Consider the following 22,217-nt stretch of genomic DNA (forward strand, 5'->3'; position numbering starts at 1 on the left):
GAATTTAACGCGCACGCACAGGCACTTACAGCCCAAATCGACAATTCACATTGCGTCTCCTGGCAGCGTCGTGAATTCCCAGCCGAATGACCTCATGACTCAGCGCCGCCCGCCGTTCAACCTGGACGACGTCCGGCCCGGTTCTCAACCGCTGCGCCGTTTTGCTCGATGCTTGCCCCGTTCTACCGGCTCGCGCGCCAGCCCAGATCGCCGAGCCACCGCACCTCCGGTCGTTCCCTCGGCATCAGACTCCAACCGATAGACATCCTCCAGGTCGACGCCGAGCGCTCCGCAAACGGCCAGCGCGAGATCGAGCGGATGGTTTCCGCCATCGCGCACCAGCCGGCGAATCGTCGCGTACGGCAACCCGGAAAGATCCGACAGGTCCTGCTGTGACCAGTCACGGTCGGCTAGCGCGGCGCGCAGTCGGTTGGCGACAGCCGGGCCCTTCATGACGCAACCCGATCCATCTCGACCACCCGCACAGCGCCGCGCGCGCCGGTCACCTCGTCGACAATGCGGCCATCGCGCAGCGTTATAATTCGATCCCCGTAGGCGGCGGCACGGACGTCGTGCGTGACCATCACCACGGTGCGCCCTTCTCGGTCGACCGCGCCGCGCAACAGTTCGAGAATCTCATCCCCGCGGGCCGAGTCGAGGTTACCCGTCGGCTCGTCGGCGAGCACCACTTGCGCATCCGTCGCCAACGCGCGAGCGATGGCGACGCGCTGCATCTCGCCCCCCGAGAGCTCACTGGGATAGTGCCGTGCTCGGTGCGTCATGGCCACCGCATCGAGCGCACGGGCAACCCGTTCCCGCGTTTCGCGCCGGCTGCGCCCGTCGGCGCGCAGCGGCACCGCTACGTTCTGTTCCGCGGTGAGGGTCGGCAGGAGGTTGAAGAACTGGAAGATCACCGTCACCGTGGACCGGCGCAGCCGTGCCAACTGCCGATCCGCAAGCTGGGCTACGACAGATCCGGCAACGCGGACCTCTCCTTCGTGCGGCGCGTCGAGTCCGGCGATGAGGTTCAACAGCGATGACTTACCTGAGCCGCTCGGACCCATGACGGCAAGGAATTCCCGCCGCCGCACCCACAGCGAGACCTCTCGCAACGCCCACACGGCACCCGGACCGTCTCCATAACGTTTCGACACCGAATCCAGTTCTATCATGTCGCTTCTCCGTCTGTGTTTCTCCCGCGCACGGCGCGCCCGTTTCGGCGCGTCGCCAGTCGGGCCGGCATCAACCCGGCGGCGGCCGACAGCAGCAGCGCCCCCAGGCAGAGCTGCACTGCCGTCGGCGTCGGGAACAGGTATTGAAAGCGCCAACCATTCACCATCGGGACCGAGTGCTCGACGATGATGCGCGAGATCAATGTTCCGGCAGCCAACCCGGCTACAACGCCTACCGCACCGAGCAGCGCCCCCTCCGTAACGATCGCGGCGCCGATCTGCGTGGGCGTCAACCCCACCGCGCCGAGCACGTTCAACTCCCCACGCCGGTCAAGGATCGCCGCGAGAAGAAAGTTGGTTACGCCGACGAAAGAGATCGTCAGCGCCACCAGCATCAGCACGTAGGTTAGAGAGAATACCTGTACGACCAGTTCGGCAACGTTGGCTCGGAACTCCGCGGCAGTAACGGCGTAAAGGCCGTGCGTGCCTGCGTATGCCGCCTGGATGGCTGTCCGTACGTCACGGACCCGGTCCGCGGACTCGACCCACACGAACACCGCATTAACCAACGGATCGCGCCAGAGATCCCGGTAAAGACTTCGGGTCACGCCAATGCCCCCGAGGTCACCATTTTGGAAATCCGAGACCACGCCGAGCACACGGAACGAACGCTCGCCGGACGGTGTCGCCAGCTCCAGAGTGTCGCCGCGCCTTACCCCGCGACGGTGCGCCAGCTTCTCGTTCACGACGACACCATCTCCGGCCCAGAACGCGGCGGCGATCGCACTCCAGTCGCCGTCGGTGCGCGGCAGGCCACGGGTCGCCGGATCGACGCCCTCGACGACGATCGGACCGCCGTCGTAAGTGGCACGCAGCACACGCACGCCCTGCACCTCGCGCACCCCCGGCAGAGCGGCAATTCCGGCCACGACCTCGTCCGCCACCGCCGGGCTGGTCACGAAGCTCACCGTCCCGGTCCCGGCTGTCACCACCAGATCGCTCCGATAGTATCCATCGAGCCAATCGAGCCAGGAACGCTGCAGGCTCTGCACGAGCGCCGCATCGGCGAGAGTCCAGCCGAGACCCATGACGATCGCCGCCACCACCGCAATCGCCCCGGCAGGGTTACGACCCAGAGAACCGCCGGCAAGCAGCGCCGTCGTCCCGCGGCTCCACCCCCCACACACCGAGGCGAGCGCACCCAGGACCGCCGCCAAAGCCGGCGACAACCACGCCACACTGACCAGAACGAGGCTATTAAGAACGAATATGTAGGTCACCAACGCGGTAAAGCCGAGCCGCGACGGCGCCGCCCAGATCAGGAAGGCCGCTGCCAGCAACCCACCTGTAGCGACAAGGATACTGGCGCGAATCTGAACGCGCACGCCGCGTTGCGTGGGCATCCCACGCAGGGCGCCGGCGAGAGCCTCGGTCACAATGCTCCGCGCCGCGAGCAACGTCGCCGCCACCGCCGTCACGATCCCGACCGTAAAGCCCACCAGCAACGTCGTCGCCGATGCCGTGGCCGACTCGATCGGCAAACGAATCCAGGCCGTCACCACCGTCCCCACGGTCGACATCGCGGCCCGGGCAAGAATTTGTCCCAACACCAACCCTAGCGCGGAGGAGCCGGCGGCCAACACGATCGCTTCGGTCGCCAGCCACGTGAACACCCGCCGGCGTGAGACGCCCAGTGCATGCAGCAAGGCGATGTCGCGGCGCCGTTGTGCCACCGATACGGTCGTGGTGTGGTAAATGATGCAGAGGCCGACGATCGCCCCAACCAGGCCGGCCAAAGCAAGCGTAACCCGGAACGAAAACAGCAACTCCTCGGCACGCGTCCGCTGCGCCGACGCGGATTCGACCTTGCCCACACCGTCCACCTGAGCCCCGACCGCATTGCGCACCGTCTCCGCGTCCGCACCTTCGGCGACCTCGATCTCGATACGATCGACTTTGTCGCCCGTATCGAGAAGGCGTTGTGCGGCAGGAAGGTCCATCATCGCCACCGCCCCGCCGAACAGAGCTGCCGGACCGTTCGCATCGGCCAGCCCGCGCACCACCAGCGTGCGCCTACCCCGGGGGCTCATGACGTCGAGACGACCACCGAGCTCGAGACCGTGCCGCTCCGCGAAGGGACGCGGCAGGACGATCGAGTCCGTCTGATTGAGGAACTCGATCTCGTCTCTCAGCTCGATCGCGCTGCGCGGCAGTTGGGTCTCGTAGGGATTCTCGCCAAGCAGATCGAATCCGAACACGGCGAGCATATCCCCCGGCGAGTCTGCCAGACCAACGAAACCCTCCGACACAGCGGTAACCCGACGCACGCCAGCCACCGCGCCCAGGGTGTCGACCAGGGCTCCAGGAACCCCGGCCGCATCGCCGGTGACGTGCAGGTTCGCCCGACCCGTGGTGGCGTCGACAGTCCGCCGAAACGCACTCAGCACGGCGTCCGTGACCGCGTCCGTCGCGATAATGGCCCCGACGCCAAGCGCGATACCGAGGCCGGCCAGCAGCGTACGTGCGCGGTGGTGCCGCAAGTGCGGCCACGAGAGTTCGCGAAGCATCCACATCTCGCCGTCCTATCCGCGTACCGCGCCCGGAACATGCATCAGCGCGCGCCATGCAGCGAAGAGGCCCGCCGCATCTCGAGCCAAGTACTCCGCCATGGGCACGTCCCCCGCGGACGCCGCGGCATTGCCCCCTTCCGCAGTCACCGTGTGGGCCGCCGCCACCTGCGCCGCCGCGCCCCTCATCCACGCCGGCAAGGTCGAACCCGGGCCACCGACCGCAACGCCTGCTGCGGCCATGAACAAAGCGACGGCTCCGCTCGACTGACGGGTTCCGCTCGCGGCGTCGATGGCCGCCGCCCGCAGAAAGCGCCGGGCGGCTCCGCCAACCGCCACAGCCTCGGCTTCGTCGCACGCGTACAAACGGCGCAGCGCCTCGGCGGTCAGCGCGTCCGCCAACGCCAGCGCTACCGTATTTCTCCCCCACGTACCGCCCTCGGAACTGCTCCTGTGCGGTAGCAGATCGCGGTGCAAGGCCGCCACGGCCTCCACTATTTCAACCACGACCAGCAGATCCTTTACGGGCATGCGCAACGGCAGTTGCGCCGGCTCCAGGCATCCCGCCGCTGCGATTGCAAACGCGGCGCTCCACCCCAGCCCACTGCGTGGGTCGATCACGATTCCCGCCAGCAGCTCCCCGAACAGCGGCCGCATGCGTCGGCCCACCGACACAACGCCATCCATCACGGAGCACATGTCCAGGAGCCCGGACCGCGGCCCCGGCGCAGTGCCCACGCCACCGCAGCGAGGCAAATTGTCCCAGACCAAGCCGCGCAGGGCACCGCCGACCAGCCCGGTCCCTCCCGTCACCGCGTCGGCCCCCCGCCCAAGGAACAGGTCCGCGTGCTCGTACAGCGCACGCAGCGCCGGACGTAGCGCCGGACGCCCCGGGAAGAGGCGCGCGAGTTCGCCGGCGTATCTTCGGCCCGCCCCGTCAGGGTCATCGGCAAGCAGCCGGCCAGCCAGCTCTCCGGACTCCAGCGCGGCGGCGATGCCCTCTCCCGTAAACGGGTTGGCGAGTCCGGCCGCGTCACCTACCGCCAGGAGGCCGGACTCCGAGTCGACCAGTGGCTCCACGGCTATGGGTGCAGACGATACCGGCCCGAGCGGACGCAGGGCGCCGAGCCCGACGCCAGGTCCAACGGTCAAGAGGAACTCGCGCAACACGGAGCGCAGCGAGACCGCACCGATGGCCGCCGAACGGAAGATCCCAACACCGATATTCCAACACCGCTCGGCAGCCGGGAAGGCCCAGACATAGCCGGCGTAAACCCGTCCGTGAATGCGCACCGGGAAGAAAATCCGCAACTCGCGCCCGGTCCCGTCGTCGCTGGCGAAATACCCCCGCGCCGCGATTCCCCACCCGACATGGGGCATCTTGGAACGTGGCCGCAGGAGTTGCGCTGTTCCTCCCGACCCGGTGGCAATGACCACCGCTCTTGCCCTTACGCGCACCCCCTCTCCGCCCGGCCCCAACGTGACGCCGCCGTAACCGTCGGCCCCAATCTCTATGTCTCGGGCCGCGGCCGTGACAACGTCGGCGCCGGCCGTCTGCGCGGCCGCCACCAGTCGCTGGTCGAGTTCCGAGCGCCTTATAACGCTTCCCCAACCCGGGCCGTCGTGGGTTCGGAAATCCTCGTACCACGCCTCGCCGCCGGGCTGCCGCACGAAGCGCGTGCCGACAACACGCCAACCCAAAGGCTCCAGCACCCCCATACGTCGCAACGCCGCTATGCCCCGCGGGCTCACGGCATCGCCACAGGTCTTCTCTCGGGGAAATCCACTGCGATCGATCAGCAGCACCCGCCGACCGGCGGACGCCGCGTGGAAAGCTGCCGCGCTGCCAGCCGGCCCGGCTCCCACAACCACCGCATCATACAAACGCGACATGGCCCGCTCCGCACCTGCCCGCCATCGGCACTTCGAGACCAGGTCCCGGTATCGCTGCCGTCGCTTGCCCGGCCAACCCCTGGCGCAACACCCCCTCGGTCAAGCTCTCAAGCTCCGTCAGGGCGCATCCATGGGACGACACCGCACGGAGCGCTCCGATCGCCTCGTCAGTCCAACGCCGTAACTGTGCGACGGCGGCGCTAACCCCACCCCCCGCTCGGATCGCCGACACGATGTCATCGACATCGGGCTGCGACTCCCCCCGCGCCCGTTTACCAAGGGCACAACGCAACACGGTCGAAGAAAGCCCACGGCCTGCGAGGGCATACACCACCGGCAGCGTGTAAACACCGTCGCGCAAGTCGGCCCGCGGTGCTCGCCCCAGCTCCGCGGCCGGAGCACACAGATCCCGAAGATCGTCGGCCAATTGATAGGCCAACCCCAGGAGACGACCGAAGCGCGTCAGTTTCGCCACGCTCACGGTGTCGAGGCCGCCCAGCCAACCCCCGAGCCGCGTCGCCAACTCGAACAAGCTCGCCGTCTTGTCTCGCATCACCCGTAGCCGGTCGCGCACCGACACACGTGGCTGCCCAATCAACTCGAGCTCTCGCAACTGCCCACGGCAAAGGCGCTGCCCGGCGCGCCCCACGGCTCGCCGCATCCCCACCGGGAGCTCGGCCAGCAGCTCGACGCTGGCATACAGCAGCTCCGATCCGGCTAGCGCCGCTGCCGCCGTGCCCACGCTCGCATGAACGCTCGGCTGCCCGCGCCGCTCCTCCGCTTCGTCGACGATGTCGTCGTGGTACAGCGTGGCCTCGTGCAGCAGCTCGATCGCCGCCGCCGCGCGCACCACCGCGGGCCCCATGCCGCCACCGCCAAGCCTCGCCGACAACAGCAACAAAGCGGGACGCAGACGCTTGCTGCGCACCGAGAGCAACTGCGCGTGCAATGCCCGCCCAGCCTCGGCCGAGCAGCCCACCCCACGCAGCAAGCCCTCAACCTCCGCAAGGGCCTGCACCACGCCCGCGTCCCTCAACCAGGCATGCCTATTTGTGTCCACCCGTCCTATCCCCCTTCTGCTCCCCCGCACCTTCGTCCATGTGTTCGAGGCACCGCCGACAATGCTCCAGCCATTTCAAGTGCGCCTCACCGTGCAGCAGCGCAGCCTCCAGCCCCAACTCACCGAAACCCAGCACCTCGCCACCGTTCCGCATCGCGCGGCGCTTTTGCGCCACCAGTCGCGCCAGATGCCGCTTGTAGAGCCGCTCCTGTTCGGTGATTCGCCCCAGCGCTTCCCGACTGCCCGCCGGTCGCACCACCAGCAACCGCACCAGCGTCTCATCCCGCACCGGCCGGGGCCGCATCGGCGGCCGCTGCAGCCAGCGCTCCAGCACCCGCCCCCCTTTCGCCGTCAGCCGGAACACACGCCTCCCGGTCTCGGCCGTCGCGCCGTCGTTGACCTCGGCGATCAAGCCGATACGTTCCAAGGCCCGCAGCGTCTGATAGACTTGGCCGATATTGAGCCGCCATACGGCACCCATGCGCTCGTCAAATCGCCGCTTCAGTTGGTAGCCGTAATCTCTCCGCTCCCGCAGGAGCCCCAACAGTGCGTATCGAACCACGAATGCTCCTCCAACAAGTTGCCGCCTGATTCCGCACCCGCTTCTGCCCGGCGGCTCCAATGAGTCCCGACCTACACTCGCCGCAACCGCCGCGTCAATTGATATCTGTCAACTCGGCGATGATGTTCACTGCAAGCTACATAGCTCTGTACTACCCGCAAGGCGTCTTCACGGCCGCTCGCTATCGGCCAGTCGAAACAGCGCGCCGACCGGCACCCCGAGAGCACGACTGATGAGCAACGCGTCCCTGACCGTCGGACGGATGCGACGGTTCTTGATGCGGTTCACCCGCAGCCGGGACAGACCAGCCCGTCCGGCAAGGTCGGCGTCCGACCAGTCGGCCCGAAACAACCGACCGGACATTTCGTTCTCTAGCGCTAAACGCATGGCTGGCCGCGGGCATGCCCTGAACACACCTGCCGTTCAGTACGACGTCCGGGTAGTCGAAAATCAAGGCCGAATTGGCCCCTGACATCACCTACAGTGCTACCACCGCCGTCCGCGGCCCGGGCTACCGGCAGCCGCATGGATCTATCTATCGACTCGTGAACATTCGAGTTTTATCCCCGCTTTCCCGTTGACGCATGCGGGCACCCGTAGCATCTGCTGTGCGCCCTGCAGGACCGAGGCTGACGGGCAGAGGAGGAGGGGAAGCGCCATGCGGGAGTCGACAAAGCCGCGACGTCGATGCTGGGACACGCTGCGCCACTGGTGGACGGCCGGCGCCCGGCGAGAGGAACTACTTGTCGTCAACAAGGAACTCGCGAGGCTCGCACACGAGGAGAGGTCGCCCGTCGACGCCTGCGCGATTCTGGCACGGGCCGTCGGCGACGCCATCGACCTCATCGGCACCGCCGTCTACCGTCGCGCGGCAGCAACCGACCCCTGGGAACTGGTCGCCGCTTGCGGACAGCTCACCGCCCCACATGAACTGAGCGCCGCGCCGTACCCCACGGGCGGCCGCATCGGCGCCTCTTCACCGATTCTCGCTGTTTCGTCCGGCGACGCCTACCCGACGGCCCCCACAACGTGGGGCGCTCACGCCGTCGCTCCGCGAGGCACCACCCTGATCGCACTCGGCCACCGCCGCAACGGCCGCGCCCTCAGCGCACTCGACGTCGGAATCGCAATGACGGTGGCCGCACATCTAGATGTCCTCTGGCAGGTCGCCGCGCTTGGCGACACGCTGCGTCGGCAGGTCGACGACTGCCGCCGGCTCGAGCAACAACTCGTTGCAAATAGTATCGCCGAAGTCGAGCCATCTGTGCCGATCGATGGGTTTCCAGAGATAATCGGGCGGAGCCCGGTCTTACAACGGGCACTGCTTCTGGTCGATAAAGTAGCCGCCAGCGCCAGCTCCGTCCTTATCACCGGCGAAACGGGCACCGGAAAGGAGCTGATCGCCCGCGCCATTCATGCCCGCAGCGACCGTCGCGAGGGGCCGCTCGTCAGCGTCAACTGCCCCGCCATCCCGCACCACCTTGCCGAAAGCGAGCTGTTCGGGCACGAACGCGGCGCCTTCACCGACGCCATCGACGCCCGCCCCGGCAAGTTCGAACTCGCCGACGGCGGCACCGTGTTTCTCGACGAAATCGCCGAACTGCCCCTACCCCTCCAGGTGAAACTGCTGCGCGTACTTCAAGAACGCGAGATCCAACGACTGGGCGCACGCAAGTCCCGCCGCCTCGACATCCGCATCGTCGCCGCCACCAATCGCGATTTGCGGGCCGAAATGCCCCATGCCTTCCGCGACGACCTCTACTACCGCCTCGCCACCGTCACCATCGACGTACCAGCGCTGCGCGAGCGAGCCGACGACATACCCGTACTCGCCACCCACTTCGCCACCGCCGCCGCCAGCGCCGCCGGCAAACGCATCCTCGGCTTCACCGGACGCGCCCTCGCCATGCTGCGCTCGTACCATTGGCCCGGTAATGTCCGCGAACTCCGCAACGTAATCGACCGCGCCGTTCTCCTCTGCGCCGGCGATACCATCCGCCCCGAACACCTAACCGGCTTCGACGCCTACGGCGCCGACAGTCATAGTCTCAGCCACATCGTCCGCGAGGAAAAAGTTCGCCGCGTCCGCGACGCCCTGCACCAGAGCAATGGCAACCAGGCCGCCGCCGCCCGCCTGCTGGGAATGTCCCGCTCCAACTTCGGCCGCCTCCTCAAGTCGCTCGGACTGAAGACGCCTGCCACCCCGGCCGATGAGGCGGGGATGCGAGAGGTGGGATGATCCTTACTTCGCCAACAACCTTCTACCGCGGCGTCGCCTCCGGCTCGGCGCGCCGCAGATACTCCACGATGGCCGCAGCCTGCGCTGCGGTTATGGTCCACCGAAAATGCGGCATCGTCGGCTTCTGCTGCCCCAGCATGTGCCAGATCGAAGCGCGCAGTTGCTCCGGATCGTGGGAGCTAAAGTAGTTCGCGTCGAATACGACGCGCGGCATACCCAGTGCCTCGGCAAGTCGCCCCTCGCCGCGCCCGTCGTCGCCGTGACAGGCAGTACAGTTGCGGTCCCAGCTCTCGAAACCGGGCGACAGCAGTCGTAGGAAGGCTGCCAGTGGCTCACCTTCGGCTTCAGGCAGTCGCGGCACCAGAGCCGGCATCTTCGCGTGCCCGCGACGAACCAGCGCTACCAGCGAATCCGGCCGGCCGACCGCCTCGAGGCGCACCGGCGTCAGGTCCGCGGAGCGGGCAACGCCGGCCGGCAGATCGCGCGGAGCCCGACCGTACGGCCCGTGGCAGATTTCGCAGCGGTCGAGGTATATTTCGCGCCCCACTTCGACCTGCGCCCAATCGATGGCCGGGAGCTTCTTCATGTAGGCGGCAATCGCCTCCACCTCGGCCGCCCGTGCCTGCAACGCCGGCAAGTCTACCCCGAGCTGGAGCGCGGCACCGTCGCGAATCCGCCGCACCAGATCGGCAGTGGAGTACTTATCGAGAAACCCCTCGCGCAGATCGCGCGGACGGCTGGAAAACAACTCCGCATCGGGCCCGTCGCCGCGGCCGTCGGAACCGTGGCAAGGAGCACAGTGACGGCGGTACAACCGCTCGCCGCTCGACTCGGCAGCCCCGGCGACGGAAGCCAGCACCACGAGCAGCAGCTCGATTGCGAGCATCCTCGGGTAAGAAACCTTGATCATGCTGCGGCCAGTTCATAGCTCAACTTAGCTGCACGCCGAAACACGACTCGCCGACACCGGAGCCGTCGGCGCGCGTCAAGCCCGCATCGCGGGAAGTCCAGCCGGATTCGTGCCGACGCGTCTTGGCACCGCCGGTGCCCCGTCATCCTTCGAAGCACACTTCCCTCTCGGTCTCTCCTTCTCCGTGGTAAGATCGTTTCGGGACCTGGGATGACGAAACGAGGAACGTAGAAAGGGCCTTCACATGCACTACAGCCGTCTTTTCGTGGCAATCGCGGCCATGTCGGCGCTTGCGCTTGCAGCATCGGCCTCGGTCGCCCAGTGCAATCCCACCTGCCAGGGGGACTTCAACTCCGACCAGCAGGTTACCGTCGACGAGATCCTGGTTGCGGTAAACAACGCCATGGGAAACTGCGGCGGATCGGCCGAGCAGCGGGGATGTCTCGCCTCGGGGGGCTCGGTTTCCACTACGCTGTGCTGTTCGAGCGCACCTGACTTCCCGGATATGTGCGAGATCGGCGCCTGCGGTTGCGCACCGATGTTCAGTCGCAATGTCCCCACTTGCGACTGTGGACTCGGCCGCTGCTTCAGTCGCGCGCAGCTTGCTTGCGTCCCGTAGTCGTACGGCCGCCCCGGGGGCGGCGCCGACCCGAGCGCAGCGGACTCGCGCCCCCGGGTGAGCCCGGCGCATCTTTTTCCGGCCGATCGCCACTTATCCCGTCATGTAGTCCCCGAACTGACCCGGAGTCCGGTTGCCGGAACCGTGTCGCACAACTTCCGCAGCCAGCTTTGCCAGTATAGAAGAAGAGCAATGACCGTCGCCGTCCAAGGAACAACCGATCCGCGGTTCGCCGCAGTGCAAGAGGTTTTTCGCGAGAACTTCGCGACCCGCGGCGAGGTCGGCGCGGCGCTGAGCGTGACCGTCGACGGGCGCACTGTGGTCGACCTGTGGGGCGGATACTCGGACCGGCGGACTCGAACCCCGTGGACGCCGGATACGTTGACGATGATCTTCTCAGCCACCAAAGGCGCGACGGCATTGTGCGCCCACGTGCTCGCGAGTCGCGGCCACCTCGATCTCGACGCACCCGTGTGCCGCTACTGGCCGGAATTCGCCGCGGCTGGAAAAGAGCGGATCACCGTGGGCATGTTGCTCAATCACCAGGCGGGTCTTCCCGCCATAGCCCGCAATCTTCCCCCCGACGCCATCTTCGACTGGCCGACGCTGACCGAGGCTCTTGCCGAACAGCCACCCTACTGGGAACCCGGCACGGCCCACGGCTATCACGCCATGACGTTCGGCTGGCTCGTCGGCGAGGTCGTTCGCCGCATCAGCGGCAAGACCGTCGGCACTTTCTTCCGCGACGAGATCGCCGCTCCACTCGGGCTCGATTTCTGGATCGGCCTGCCCGCAGAATACGAGCCCCGCGTCGCCCCGGTGCGCCTCCCACCACCACAGCGCAAGGCTTCACCGCTTCTGGCCGCCATGCTCGACCGCGATTCCCTGACCTCGCGCACGTTCCTCAATCCCCGTGGCATGATGATGCCCGGCCAGGCCAACTCTCGCACTGTCCGCGCCGCCGAGGTACCCGCCGCCAACGGGATATGCACTGCGCGGGCTCTCGCCGGCATGTACGCACCGCTCGTCGCCGGAGGAAAGACCGGAGGCAACCGCGAACTTGTCGGCCCGACCATCCTCGCCCGACTCGGCGTCGCCGAGTCGGAAGGTCCGGACCGAATCCTGTCCATCTCGACCCGCTTCACCGCGGGCTTCATCAAGACGACCGACAACGGCGACGAAGACAGCATACGCCTCGGACCCAACCCCGAGGCTTTCGGGCATTCGGGCGCCGGCGGCTCTCTGGGTTTCGCCGACCCGGTAGCCCGGGTGGCGTTCGGGTACGTCATGAATCAGATGGGCCCGGGACTCCTTCTCAACCCGCGCGGGCAACGGCTGGTGGAGGCGGTGTTTGAGGGCTTGGGGGCCTGAGGGCCTCGGGGAGACGGGGGCGCCTCCGTCCGACAGCTCAACTGCTTGACGGTGTAAGGCCTTAAGGCCACCTGGTCTCGTCCCCGCGTGCCTTCGTCGCTACTTACGGCTGGGAAAACTCCGCGCCACTATGGTACCGCTGGTGTAGTCACCTGCCCTTGGGCGCCGACTCGATAGCCCTAAGAACTCTCGGAAATCGACCCTTCATGCTACGTCCTCCTCTCTTAACGATCCGCACCGCACTGCTCGCCCTGGCGTGTGCGGCCACGGCGTTGCCTGCGGTTGCCGACATCTCCTTCGTCACACGGCAAGATTATCCGGCCGGCTCCGGCCCCACCGCCGCCGTGGCAACCCACCTCAACGACGATCGGCAGCCAGACCTGGTCGTCATAGACAGTCGCGGACTCCTCACGCTGCTGGGCGTGCAGCCATCTGGGTTTTCGACTCCGACCTTGCTGCGCATGACACCGCCTCCCGAGGCAATCGCCGTCGCTGACTTCAACGGCGACGGACGGGCCGATGTCGTGGCGGGTGGCAACGACGCAGCAGTAACGCTCCATCCGGGCGACGGGACCGGCGGGTTCGTGACGGCGCGGAGTTTCCCGGTCTCGGCGGCCGTGTCGGCGATGGCGGTCATTGACGCCAACGGGGACCCGAGCCTCGACCTCATCATCGGACATCAAGCGGGTTTGTCTCTCCTGCTGAACGACGGTCGTGGGGGGTTCACGAAGCCACGTGAGCTACTGACCGGGTTCCGCGTACGTACAGTCGTCACCGGCGACTTCAGCGGCGACGGGCGCACAGACGCGGTGGTGACCGACCCGGAGCGCAACGCCGTCATCGTCCTGGTCGCTACAAAGGCCGGCGATTTCGACGCCCGACCCCACACTGCAGCCGGCGCCGGTCCGCGCCGGGCCGTCGCAGCAGACCTCAATCATGATGGCCGTCTCGATCTCGCACTGCTCGACGACCGCGGCGTCGTCGTTCTGGCCGGCGACGGCACCGGCGGCTTCAGCAACTCACAGTTGGTCTGGCGTGACGATCGCCTGCGCGGCCTCGCGGCAGCGGACCTCAACGGTGACGGCCGGCAGGATCTGGCTGTCGTCGATCCCCGCCGCAACCTTGTCCTGGCATTGTTCGGCGCCGCGGACGGGACGTTCCTTAGCGGGCCACTCATGAGTGTGGGCGCGGGTGCGGAAGCGCTTCTTGCCGCCGATGTCACCGGTGACCGCTACGTCGATCTGGTGGCGTTCAACCGCGGTGGCGACTCGCTCACCCTCTTGAAAGCCCTGGGCCGCGGGCGCTTCGCCGGCCCACCGTTGCTCGACACCAGTGGCGACCCAGTCGCTGCCACCCTAGCGGACTTCGACAATGACTCGCACCTCGATGCCGCGGTTGCAAGTCAGGGGACGGACACGGTTCACGTCCTTCTCGGTGACGGCGCGGGTAATTTTACCCCTCGCGCAACGGCGCGAGTCGGTCGTGAACCACGCGCACTGACGGCAGCCGACTTCGATGCCGACGGCTGGCTCGACCTGGCGGTGGTCGGGTTTGCTTCCGATGACGTCGCCGTGCTCGCGGGCACTGGCGGGGGGGCGTTTACAGCGCCGGTGCTCGTTGGTGTCGGCGTCGGGCCCACCGACCTGGCTACCGGCGACTGGAACGGCGACGGTCACCTCGATCTCGCCGTCGCCAACAGCATTTCCGACAGCCTTTCACTGGCGTTCGGCGACGGTCGCGGCCGTTTCACCGAGGTACAGAGCTTCCCGGTTGTACCGCGGCCCACATTTCTCATCACCGGCGACTTGAACGCCGACCGGCGCGCCGACCTGGTGATCGGAGCGCGACACTCGGATCAGGTATCGATTCTGAAAACCGCGAAGGCGGGGTTCACTCCGCCCGCACCCGGAGATCTTGGCGGTCGGGTTAGACCGTCGGTTTCCGAGGATTTCAACCTCGACGGGGTGATCGATCTTGTCGTCAGTGAAACCACGGGCGATGATCTGTCGATCCTGCCGGGACACGGCGACGGCAAGTTCGGCGAGCCCGTGCGCTTGCCGGTCGCTCGGCAGCCGATGGCGGCAGCCGCGGGCGATGTCAACGGCGATCGCCTCCCCGACCTGCTCGTCATCAGCCGCGGCACAAGAACGGTAGCGATGCTGCTCAACGACAGCCGGTCTTCGTCAAAGCGACCGCTCGCCACCGCCCTGCCGGCGGAAACCGCGGCGCACGTCACGGACCCATGGGAGCGAGCGGCGGTAGGATGGTGACGACGAGCCGGCGGGCCGGCGCGATCGCCCGACAGCCCAACAGTCTGACAACCCGCCTTGAGGACCGCGTCAGTTACACCGGATAGAGTGGGCGTCGCCGGCACAGGCTTTATCTTGCGTTGTGAAGCCGGCGACCAGCGTGACCACGACAACGACTTGCCTACGCCTGGCGATGCTTGACACGACAGACCTGCTTCCCGGGCCGCTGGCGTTACAGGCCCCTGAAAATGCGTACCCGGGTCGCTTCGCGAATGTCAATCGGCAACTCCGATCCGACATAACCTTCGAGCGCCGGCCGGTTCTCCGCTTCATCCGGCAGCGATCGAGATCCGCAGGAGATCGGCTTTCCAAGAGGTCGGCGAAGGCATGGTCGCGAGGGCGGAGACGTTATGACCGAGTCATGTCGTTCCAATCGAACCGCGCCGAGAACTATTCGGAGGGCGTTGCCTCCTGCTTGCCGCCGGCGATAGATAGTCTTCCCATGAGCCTCAGCGGCGCGCAGATGTTCACCACCGAGGTGCTGGCCTCGGTCCCGCTCTGTTTTGCGACGATTACCGACTTCGAGCGCTACCCTGCATGGTTCTCCGCCGTCGCCGCGGCGCGCGTCCTGGAACGCTACCGCAATGGACTCGGCAAACGCGTCGAGTTCACCGCCGACCTGCGCCTGAAATCCATTCGCTACGTCCTCGCCTACAAGTACGACAAACCACGGGCACTGTCGTGGGAATCCATCGGCGGCGACGTCGAATCGATCCAGGGCGACTACCAATTCGAAAAGATCACCCCCAGCATCACCCGCGCCACCTGCCGGCAGGAAATCGCACTGGGCTTCTGGGTCCCCGGACCAGTCCGCAAGATCATGGAGGGCCAGGCCCTGCGGCAGTCGGTTCTCGAGCTCAAGGTCGCGGCGGAGGCCGCCGCCCTCCGAGCCGACAAACCCGGCCGGTAGGCAGTCGTCGTTCCCTACTCTCCAATCGTCCCACGACCAACGATTCCAGCGCTGGCTTGCACCGCGCGCTTCCGGTAGCGTCCAGGCATGCTGCTTTGGTCCAACGCCGCCGCCCAGGTGCGCAGCGTCCGGAGGTTGTTGGTCGGCCTGTTCTTCGCCAACTTCTTCCGATTGTTGCTCGTCGCGGTAAGCGCCGCGCAGTGGGGAATGGCATGGTGGCTCTTCCCCGGCGCGATCGGCAGTTTGCCGGTCGCCGCGCAACTGGCCGCGCCAGTCGGCGTCTACGGATTCAACCTCGCCCTCGCCTCCCGCACACGGCGTGAACGCCGTGTGCACAGCCCGACTAATGCTCTGCCCCGCCTGTACTACGCCGCGGCTTTCACTTGCCTCTTCTGCTGCCTTTTCCTTGCGAGCACGGGGGTGCTCTGGATCTCCGCCCGTACAGTGCTCGGCGCCGTCGCCACGCAGGCACGCGGCGCCACCGTGGGAGTCGAAATGGACCGCAACCTGGACAGCGGATTTCGCTGGTTCGCCAATGCCGGGGTGGCCGCAATCGCCCTCGCCTTCCTCTATGGTTACACCGTCGGCCAACGCCGGCTGACGGTTCGCCACGTACCTGTGCTCAGCAGGCGGCTACCGGCCGCCCTCGACGGTCTCCGCATCGCGCAGATCAGCGACATCCACATCGGCCAGAACCTCCGCCGCCGCGAACTCATGAACTTCGTCGCGCGGGTCAACGAGCTGGACGCCGACATCGTGTGCGTCACTGGCGACATCGCCGACTCTCCGTTGGCCGATCTCGAAAGCTTTCTGCCCATTCTAGCCGGTCTCGATGCACGCCGCGGGGTGCTGGCTATCCTCGGCAACCACGATCACTACGCCGGCGCCGATCGCGTGGAAGCCGCGCTGCGCCGCCTGACACGGTTCGTGGTGCTTCGCGACCAATCCGCCACGATACAGCTCAGGCAAACGCGCTTGCACGTCATTGGCCTCGACGACCGCGGTCGCGACTGGGCCCGCGGTGTCCACGAAGCCACCGCACTCGCCACGGCAATCGAGGCGGTGCCGGCCGGCGAACCTGTCCTGCTGCTCTGTCACCGACCCGACATCTTCCCCCAGGCCGCCGCTCGCGGAGTGGCGCTAACACTTGCGGGACATACGCATGGCGGGCAGATCGGCATCCCGTGGTTCAATGGACGGGTTCGCAACCTTGCCGAACTGGTTACCCGGTTCGATCGCGGTTTATTCGAACACAACGGCAGCTTCCTTTACGTCAACTGCGGCCTCGGCGTCACCGCCCAGCGCATCCGGCTGAGCACGCCGCGGGAGATCACGCTCCTCGAGCTACGCCACCCCGACACCCGGCGGAGCGAGGCCTGAAAACAGTGCACGTACGCGGGCCGGAGAAGATCCCGCGAGAATGCTAGCCGCCTCGCGGCGTAACCGGACGTGCGACCGCACCTCGCCCTCGCTGGCGTTCGATCGCGAGGGCGTGCTCGGCAACCAGCCCATCGGGGCAGAGAAACAGAAACGCTTTCGCCGCTATGACGGCGACACACAGATCGTCGAAGAAGCCGAACCAGTCGCCGTCGAGCGGAGTGAAATAGGACCACTCGACGAATGGATCGTAAGGGAACAACCAGTAGACCAAACCCAGCACCAGAATACCGCGCGCCGCCGCCGGTGTTCGCCGGTCCCGTGCCAGGCGGAAGAACGTCCGTACCCCGTGAACGGAGTAGCGCAGGACCTCGACCGAGCCGCGCAAAGCGAACATGCGGCGATCGAGTACAGACGCCACGGCCACCACGAGGCAATATCCGACGACCGAAGCGACCACCCACAACCAGAGCGCCCCGACTTCGGCAAACACCATCATCAGCCGCTCCAACGTTCTGTCGGCGCGCGTAACGCTGCGCTGCATCTCGCGGTCGATGGCCGGCTGTGCTGCAGCACGCGCAGCCACCGTCCACGCGCCTCCGCATATCGAACCAAGGCGCCACACCGCTTTCCTCCGGCAGTTCCGCCTCATGGGCCCGTCAGCTAGACTCACGCCTACGCCGACGGCGGCAGAACTGCAAACGGTCCTACGTGAGAAAGGAGCCTCGTATGCGCCACCCTGACGGCCTGACCTTAACCGGCGCCGCCGTGTTCTTTGCCCTGAGCGTCGCCGGCACGGCGCCGGGGCAGGAAGCCGGGACGTCCTCGCGCCGAACCGTCTCGGTGACCGGCCATGGAGAGGTCGATGCCACCCCGGACCTGGCGGTGATCAGCTTCGCCATCGAAACCACGGGCACCAAGGCCGCGGACGCCATCGCCGACAATGCCCGGCGGGCGGACGCCGTGATCAAGGCCGTCCGCAGCACCCTGGGCAAGGACGATCGTGTCGCCACCACGCGTTATTCGCTCGAACCCCGCTACGAACAAACCCGCCGCGGAGAAGGGGAACAGCCCCGTATCGTCGGTTACGTGGCGCGCAACGAAGTGCGGGTGGAGACCCGCGCTGTCGACGCCCTCGGCAGCCTCATCGATACCGCGACGGCAGCCGGCGCCAACCGCGTCGCCAACCTGCAGTTCACGCTGAGCAAGAAGAACGAACACCAGGGTGCGGCCATCGAGGGTGCCGCCACCGACGCACGTGCGCAGGCCGAGAGCATCGCCCGAGGCCTCGGTGTCAAGCTCATCCGCATCGTCGCCGCCACCACCAGCAGCGGCCCGGTGGTCCCGATGCGCCGCTTCGACTACGGCATGATGGCCGCCGAGGCTCGATCTCCGACCCCGATCGAACCCGGCACGGTCAGCGTGTCGGCAACGCTGACCGTGACCTGGGAGATCGAGTAAGGGCTGGCCGGGCGATCGATGAACGCTCACCTGGGCAGACGACGGCCGCCGTTCGCCGGTCGCCTTCGACCGCCCAGGAAGGACCAACCGCCGATCGCCGGTCGTGGTTCATCGGTCCGGCGACCAGCGGTTGCAAACTCTCATCCGGCGGCTCATCCTGCACGTATGAACACTCCCGCGTTATGGGGTCTGGCCGTAGTGACCGCCGCGGTCCTCCATCTGCCAGCCACCACCGCCACCGCCGAATCCCCGGCTCGAGTCGGGCCGCCGGCACAGATCGACGTGAACCGACCCCAGACGCCGTTCGATTGCGACCTCCCCATCGGCATCAACTGGTACGGTTCGACGAAACGCTGCTTGCAGTACATGTGCGGCGACAGGAACGTTTACAATCAGTGGATCTTCGACCAGGACAACCGGCGGCGCAGGAATCCCTGTTACGGGCAGAGTCCGACCGACTTCGGCGAGGAGTTCCAGCACTAGCTGCGCGCTTCGGATTCGGATACGGAACGGTGGGGTAGCGGCCGGAACGCGGAGAGCGGGGCGTTGGCCATTAGAAAGTCCTTGTTCAATCCTCTACGCAGCGACCGCCCCGCCCGCCCCCCCTTACGGCGTGTGGCATAAGCCGGCCACTACAGCGCCGCCTCGAACAATCCTGCCGCACCCATGCCGCCCCCGACGCACATCGTCACGATACCCCAGCGCTTCTTCTGTCGCTGCAACTCGAGCAACAGGTGTCCGGTCTGGCGTGCACCGGTCATACCGTAGGGATGTCCGATCGAGATGGCGCCGCCGTTCGGGTTCAGCCTGGTCGAGTCGATGCCGAGCTTGTCCCGCACATAGACGGCCTGCGAGGCGAACGCCTCGTTGAGCTCGACGATGTCGATGTCGTCTATCTTCAGGCCATGCTGCTTGAGCAGCTTAGGCACGGCAAACACGGGGCCGATGCCCATCTCGTCGGGCTCGCAAGCCGCAAACACACAACCGCGGAAAAACCCGAGCGGCTTGATGCCCAGCGCCTTGGCGCGGTCAAGCGACATAATGAGGTTTACCGACGCGCCGTCGGAGAACTGCGAAGAGTTGCCCGCCGTAACCGAACCACCTTCCTTGAAGGCCGGGGCCAGCTTCGCGAGCCCCTCGGGGGTCGTGTCCGGTCGATTACACTCGTCGCGGTCGACAACGACCTCCTTTTGCGAGGTCACGCCGGTCGCCTTGTCGGTGACGTCCATCGTCGCCTTCATCGGCGCGATCTCGTCCCTGAATTTGCCCGCCTTTTGCGCCGCTGCCGTTCGCTGCTGCGAGGTCAGGGCGAATTCGTCCTGCTTCTCGCGACTCACCTTGTATCGGGTCGCCACCACCTCGGCGGTGAGGCCCATGGGCATGTAGATGTCCTTCTTGTGATCGAGGAGCCACGGGTTGAAAAGGTTGTTCTTGTTGAAATCGTTCTGCAGCATCGTGATGGACTCGATGCCGCCCCCGATAACCACATCTGCCCCCTCCACCATTACCATGTGCGCCGCGTTGGCGACGGCATTGAGGCCCGAGGAGCAGAACCGACTGACCGTCACGCCCGGAACTGTGATCGGCAAACCGGCGAGAACCGCGACGTTGCGGCCGGCGTTGAACCCCTGCGGACCTTCGGGGAATCCCGTCCCGATCACGACCTCCTCGATCTCCTTCGGATCGAGCTGCGGAACCTTCTTCACGACTTCTTTGATACAGTGAGCTGCCATGTCATCCGGACGGGTGCGATTGAAAGAGCCGCGAAACGACTTGGCCATGCCGGTCCGGGCGGTGGCAACGATGACTGCTTCACGCATGACGAGGTCTCCTTTGGACTTGCAAAACTGGCGGATGGTGTCAGGAGTCAGCCTCGGTTGCAAGCAGGGTCGCGGTCGGGGAGACGGAGGGAGGTGATCCGGTGCGGCAGACGTGCTGTGGCCTCGCGACGATTCTGGTGTGTGCCCTCGCCGCGGCGCAGACGGAGCGGCAGGTGCAGGTCCCTCTGCGACTGGACCACGCTTTCGTGCAGCAGGCGCTCGTGCAACAGGTCTATGGGGGGAAGCCCGGCAAAGCAGAGGTTTGGAATGACGGCAAGGACTGCGCTTACGTGCGCCTCTGGGACCCAGTGGTCAGCAGCGCCGGCGATCGGCTGCGCGTCGTAACGCGCGGCGAGGGGCGACTCGGAACCGCCGTCGGCGGCCTGTGCCTGTCGCCGATCACGTGGGACGGATTCTTGGAGCTGATCGAGGTCCCCAGCGTCGGTCCCGATGGCGATGCCATCAGGTTCGCGATCGCCGACTCGCACGTCTACGACTTGCAGTGGAAGAAGCCTCTGATGACCGGACGGCTATGGGACCTCGTCAAGGATCGCGTGCACCCGAGGTTTGCCGCCGTCAGTATCGACATTGGGGGGCCTTTGCGCGACCTGCGCGAGCTACTTCCGTTCTGGGTCGCCGGCAGGGACACCCTGCAGGTGCGACGGATGCTCGAGTCCGTACGCGTCAGCGCCGTCGCGGTGACCGACGCCGGCCTCGGCGCGACGCTCGCCTTTGAAGTTGCGGCACCGCCGGCAACCAGCCCTGCGCCCGCAGAACCCACGCTGACCCCGGAAGAACTGCGGCGCTGGGACGACGCCCTGCAGCGCTGGGACGCGTTTCTGACCTTCGTCATCAAGGTATTCGGCCGGGACCGCGCGGCACCCGATCTCCATGCGGCCTTGCGAACGACATTGATCGAGGGCCGCTACGAGATCGTCGAAGTCCTCGCTCCGACGACTCCAGAGGCGTACGATCCGACGCCGGCTTTGTTCCTGAAGACCTGGGAGCGGCTCGCCCCGGTGTTGCGCAACGCCGCCGCGACGCAGCCGGGATCAGTGGGGCTGCGCTACATCAGCTTCATAACCGCAGCGGATGCTCTGGTGGCGCTGCACGAGCTCGGTCCGGGGATGGGGATCGAGATCTCCGGCGACGGCCTGCGGCGTATGGCTCGCATCCTCGCTCCGACTGCGGACGAAGACCCTTTGGCGTACTCCACCGAAGTCGACCCGGAGTTGCGCGACCTGTTCGGCTTCGGTGCACCGTTGCCGCCTCCCGACGTCCCTCCCGACGCCGTCGAATCGCAATCCTGGTGGCGACAGTGGTGGCTCACGCGACCGGCATTGGCCGGCGAGGCGCCGCCGCCCGCAAGCGTATCCGGATGGCTGCCCACGACCGACCGCATCGACGATTACTTGCGAGCGGTACGCCAGGTACTCGACGACGCCACGGCCGCAACCCTCGATCGCCAGCCCCTCGGCGAGTCCTACCTCGATCTGTACCGCCGACTGGTGCTGGCGACGGCGTGGCAGGAAAGCTGCTGGCGCCAGTTCGTACGCAGCGGCGGGCAGGCAACTTACATCCGCTCACCGGTCGGTGCCGTGGGTTTGATGCAAATCAACGAGCGGGTCTGGCGCGGTTTGTACGATATTCGCGGCCTGCGCTGGGACATCCGGTACAACGCCCGCGCCGGGACCGAGATTCTGCAGCACTACCTGCGCGACTACGCCATCGCCCGCGGCGAGCACGAACGCCCCGGCGGTCATGACAACCTGGCCCGTGCCACCTACGCCGTGTACAACGGCGGTCCCGGACATCTGGCTCGGTACCGCAAGCCGCAGACATCCCGCCAGTTGCGTCACATCGATCGCGTGTTCTGGGAGAAGTTCAGCGCCGTAAGCGAGGGACGGGAGTCCGAAGTGAGGCGGTGTTTCGTGGGGGCCTGAGGGC

19 protein-coding genes are annotated in these 22,217 nt (G+C 66.6%); 9 read left to right on the top strand and 10 right to left on the bottom strand.

The genetic code is table 11. The features are described from left to right. Positions 1–144: 144 nt before the first annotated feature. The 7 genes from L6Q96_14265 to L6Q96_14295 form a co-directional block, all read right to left on the bottom strand. Positions 145–453 (bottom strand): helix-turn-helix transcriptional regulator, encoded by a 309-nt coding sequence (locus L6Q96_14265; protein MCK6555717.1) that lies wholly within the window; start codon positions 451–453, stop codon positions 145–147. Beyond that, positions 450–1,172 (bottom strand): ABC transporter ATP-binding protein, encoded by a 723-nt coding sequence (locus L6Q96_14270; protein ID MCK6555718.1) that lies wholly within the window; start codon positions 1,170–1,172, stop codon positions 450–452. The genes L6Q96_14265 and L6Q96_14270 overlap by 4 nt, the downstream gene beginning before the upstream one ends. Beyond that, positions 1,169–3,745, bottom strand: a complete 2,577-nt coding sequence (locus L6Q96_14275) for an ABC transporter permease (protein MCK6555719.1) — start codon at positions 3,743–3,745, stop codon at positions 1,169–1,171. Before L6Q96_14275 ends, L6Q96_14270 begins: the two co-directional genes overlap by 4 nt. A 9-nt stretch (positions 3,746–3,754) precedes the next feature. Further along, positions 3,755–5,632 (bottom strand): geranylgeranyl reductase family protein, encoded by a 1,878-nt coding sequence (locus tag L6Q96_14280; GenBank protein MCK6555720.1) that lies wholly within the window; start codon positions 5,630–5,632, stop codon positions 3,755–3,757. Beyond that, complete coding sequence (locus L6Q96_14285; GenBank protein ID MCK6555721.1) at positions 5,616–6,692, bottom strand: polyprenyl synthetase family protein; 1,077 nt, start codon at positions 6,690–6,692, stop codon at positions 5,616–5,618. Before L6Q96_14285 ends, L6Q96_14280 begins: the two co-directional genes overlap by 17 nt. Beyond that, positions 6,679–7,254 (bottom strand): PadR family transcriptional regulator, encoded by a 576-nt coding sequence (locus L6Q96_14290; protein ID MCK6555722.1) that lies wholly within the window; start codon positions 7,252–7,254, stop codon positions 6,679–6,681. Before L6Q96_14290 ends, L6Q96_14285 begins: the two co-directional genes overlap by 14 nt. Before the next feature lie 168 nt (positions 7,255–7,422). Beyond that, a complete protein-coding gene (locus L6Q96_14295) occupies positions 7,423–7,617 on the bottom strand; it encodes a helix-turn-helix domain-containing protein (GenBank protein ID MCK6555723.1) in 195 nt (64 codons plus the stop codon). A gap of 295 nt (positions 7,618–7,912) precedes the next feature. Between L6Q96_14295 and L6Q96_14300 the strand changes: the two genes are divergently transcribed. Continuing rightward, a complete protein-coding gene (locus L6Q96_14300) occupies positions 7,913–9,493 on the top strand; it encodes a sigma 54-interacting transcriptional regulator (GenBank protein MCK6555724.1) in 1,581 nt (526 codons plus the stop codon). Positions 9,494–9,515: 22 nt separating this feature from the next. On the opposite strand, the gene L6Q96_14305 is transcribed toward L6Q96_14300, so the two are convergent. Continuing rightward, positions 9,516–10,379 carry a c-type cytochrome gene (locus tag L6Q96_14305; GenBank protein MCK6555725.1) on the bottom strand — a complete coding sequence of 288 codons (864 nt, stop codon included), beginning with the start codon at positions 10,377–10,379 and terminating at the stop codon, positions 9,516–9,518. 268 nt (positions 10,380–10,647) lie between these two features. Between L6Q96_14305 and L6Q96_14310 the strand changes: the two genes are divergently transcribed. From L6Q96_14310 to L6Q96_14330, 5 genes are all read left to right on the top strand, one after another. Then, positions 10,648–11,022 carry a hypothetical protein gene (locus L6Q96_14310; GenBank protein ID MCK6555726.1) on the top strand — a complete coding sequence of 125 codons (375 nt, stop codon included), beginning with the start codon at positions 10,648–10,650 and terminating at the stop codon, positions 11,020–11,022. 192 nt (positions 11,023–11,214) lie between these two features. Then, positions 11,215–12,393 (top strand): beta-lactamase family protein, encoded by a 1,179-nt coding sequence (locus tag L6Q96_14315; protein MCK6555727.1) that lies wholly within the window; start codon positions 11,215–11,217, stop codon positions 12,391–12,393. A gap of 206 nt (positions 12,394–12,599) precedes the next feature. Further along, the gene (locus L6Q96_14320) at positions 12,600–14,663 is read left to right on the top strand and encodes a VCBS repeat-containing protein (protein ID MCK6555728.1); all 2,064 of its coding nucleotides are present in this window, start codon (positions 12,600–12,602) and stop codon (positions 14,661–14,663) included. A gap of 400 nt (positions 14,664–15,063) precedes the next feature. Beyond that, positions 15,064–15,612 carry a hypothetical protein gene (locus tag L6Q96_14325; GenBank protein MCK6555729.1) on the top strand — a complete coding sequence of 183 codons (549 nt, stop codon included), beginning with the start codon at positions 15,064–15,066 and terminating at the stop codon, positions 15,610–15,612. Positions 15,613–15,699: 87 nt separating this feature from the next. Continuing rightward, a complete protein-coding gene (locus L6Q96_14330) occupies positions 15,700–16,992 on the top strand; it encodes a metallophosphoesterase (GenBank protein MCK6555730.1) in 1,293 nt (430 codons plus the stop codon). 43 nt (positions 16,993–17,035) lie between these two features. On the opposite strand, the gene L6Q96_14335 is transcribed toward L6Q96_14330, so the two are convergent. Beyond that, positions 17,036–17,575 (bottom strand): hypothetical protein, encoded by a 540-nt coding sequence (locus tag L6Q96_14335; protein MCK6555731.1) that lies wholly within the window; start codon positions 17,573–17,575, stop codon positions 17,036–17,038. Positions 17,576–17,718: 143 nt separating this feature from the next. On the opposite strand from L6Q96_14335, the gene L6Q96_14340 reads away from it, so the two are divergent. Continuing rightward, entirely contained in the window at positions 17,719–18,450 is a 732-nt protein-coding gene (locus L6Q96_14340; GenBank protein ID MCK6555732.1) for an SIMPL domain-containing protein, read from the top strand. 165 nt (positions 18,451–18,615) lie between these two features. Then, positions 18,616–18,933 carry a hypothetical protein gene (locus L6Q96_14345; GenBank protein MCK6555733.1) on the top strand — a complete coding sequence of 106 codons (318 nt, stop codon included), beginning with the start codon at positions 18,616–18,618 and terminating at the stop codon, positions 18,931–18,933. A gap of 149 nt (positions 18,934–19,082) precedes the next feature. On the opposite strand, the gene L6Q96_14350 is transcribed toward L6Q96_14345, so the two are convergent. Further along, the gene (locus L6Q96_14350) at positions 19,083–20,270 is read right to left on the bottom strand and encodes an acetyl-CoA C-acyltransferase (protein MCK6555734.1); all 1,188 of its coding nucleotides are present in this window, start codon (positions 20,268–20,270) and stop codon (positions 19,083–19,085) included. A 101-nt stretch (positions 20,271–20,371) separates the two neighbouring features. On the opposite strand from L6Q96_14350, the gene L6Q96_14355 reads away from it, so the two are divergent. Further along, positions 20,372–22,213, top strand: coding sequence for a lytic transglycosylase domain-containing protein (locus L6Q96_14355; protein MCK6555735.1), 1,842 nt, complete (start codon positions 20,372–20,374; stop codon positions 22,211–22,213). The last annotated feature ends 4 nt before the right edge of the window (positions 22,214–22,217 follow it).

This window comes from Candidatus Binatia bacterium (assembly GCA_023150935.1).
GTDB lineage: Bacteria > Desulfobacterota > Binatia > HRBIN30 > HRBIN30 > JAKLJW01.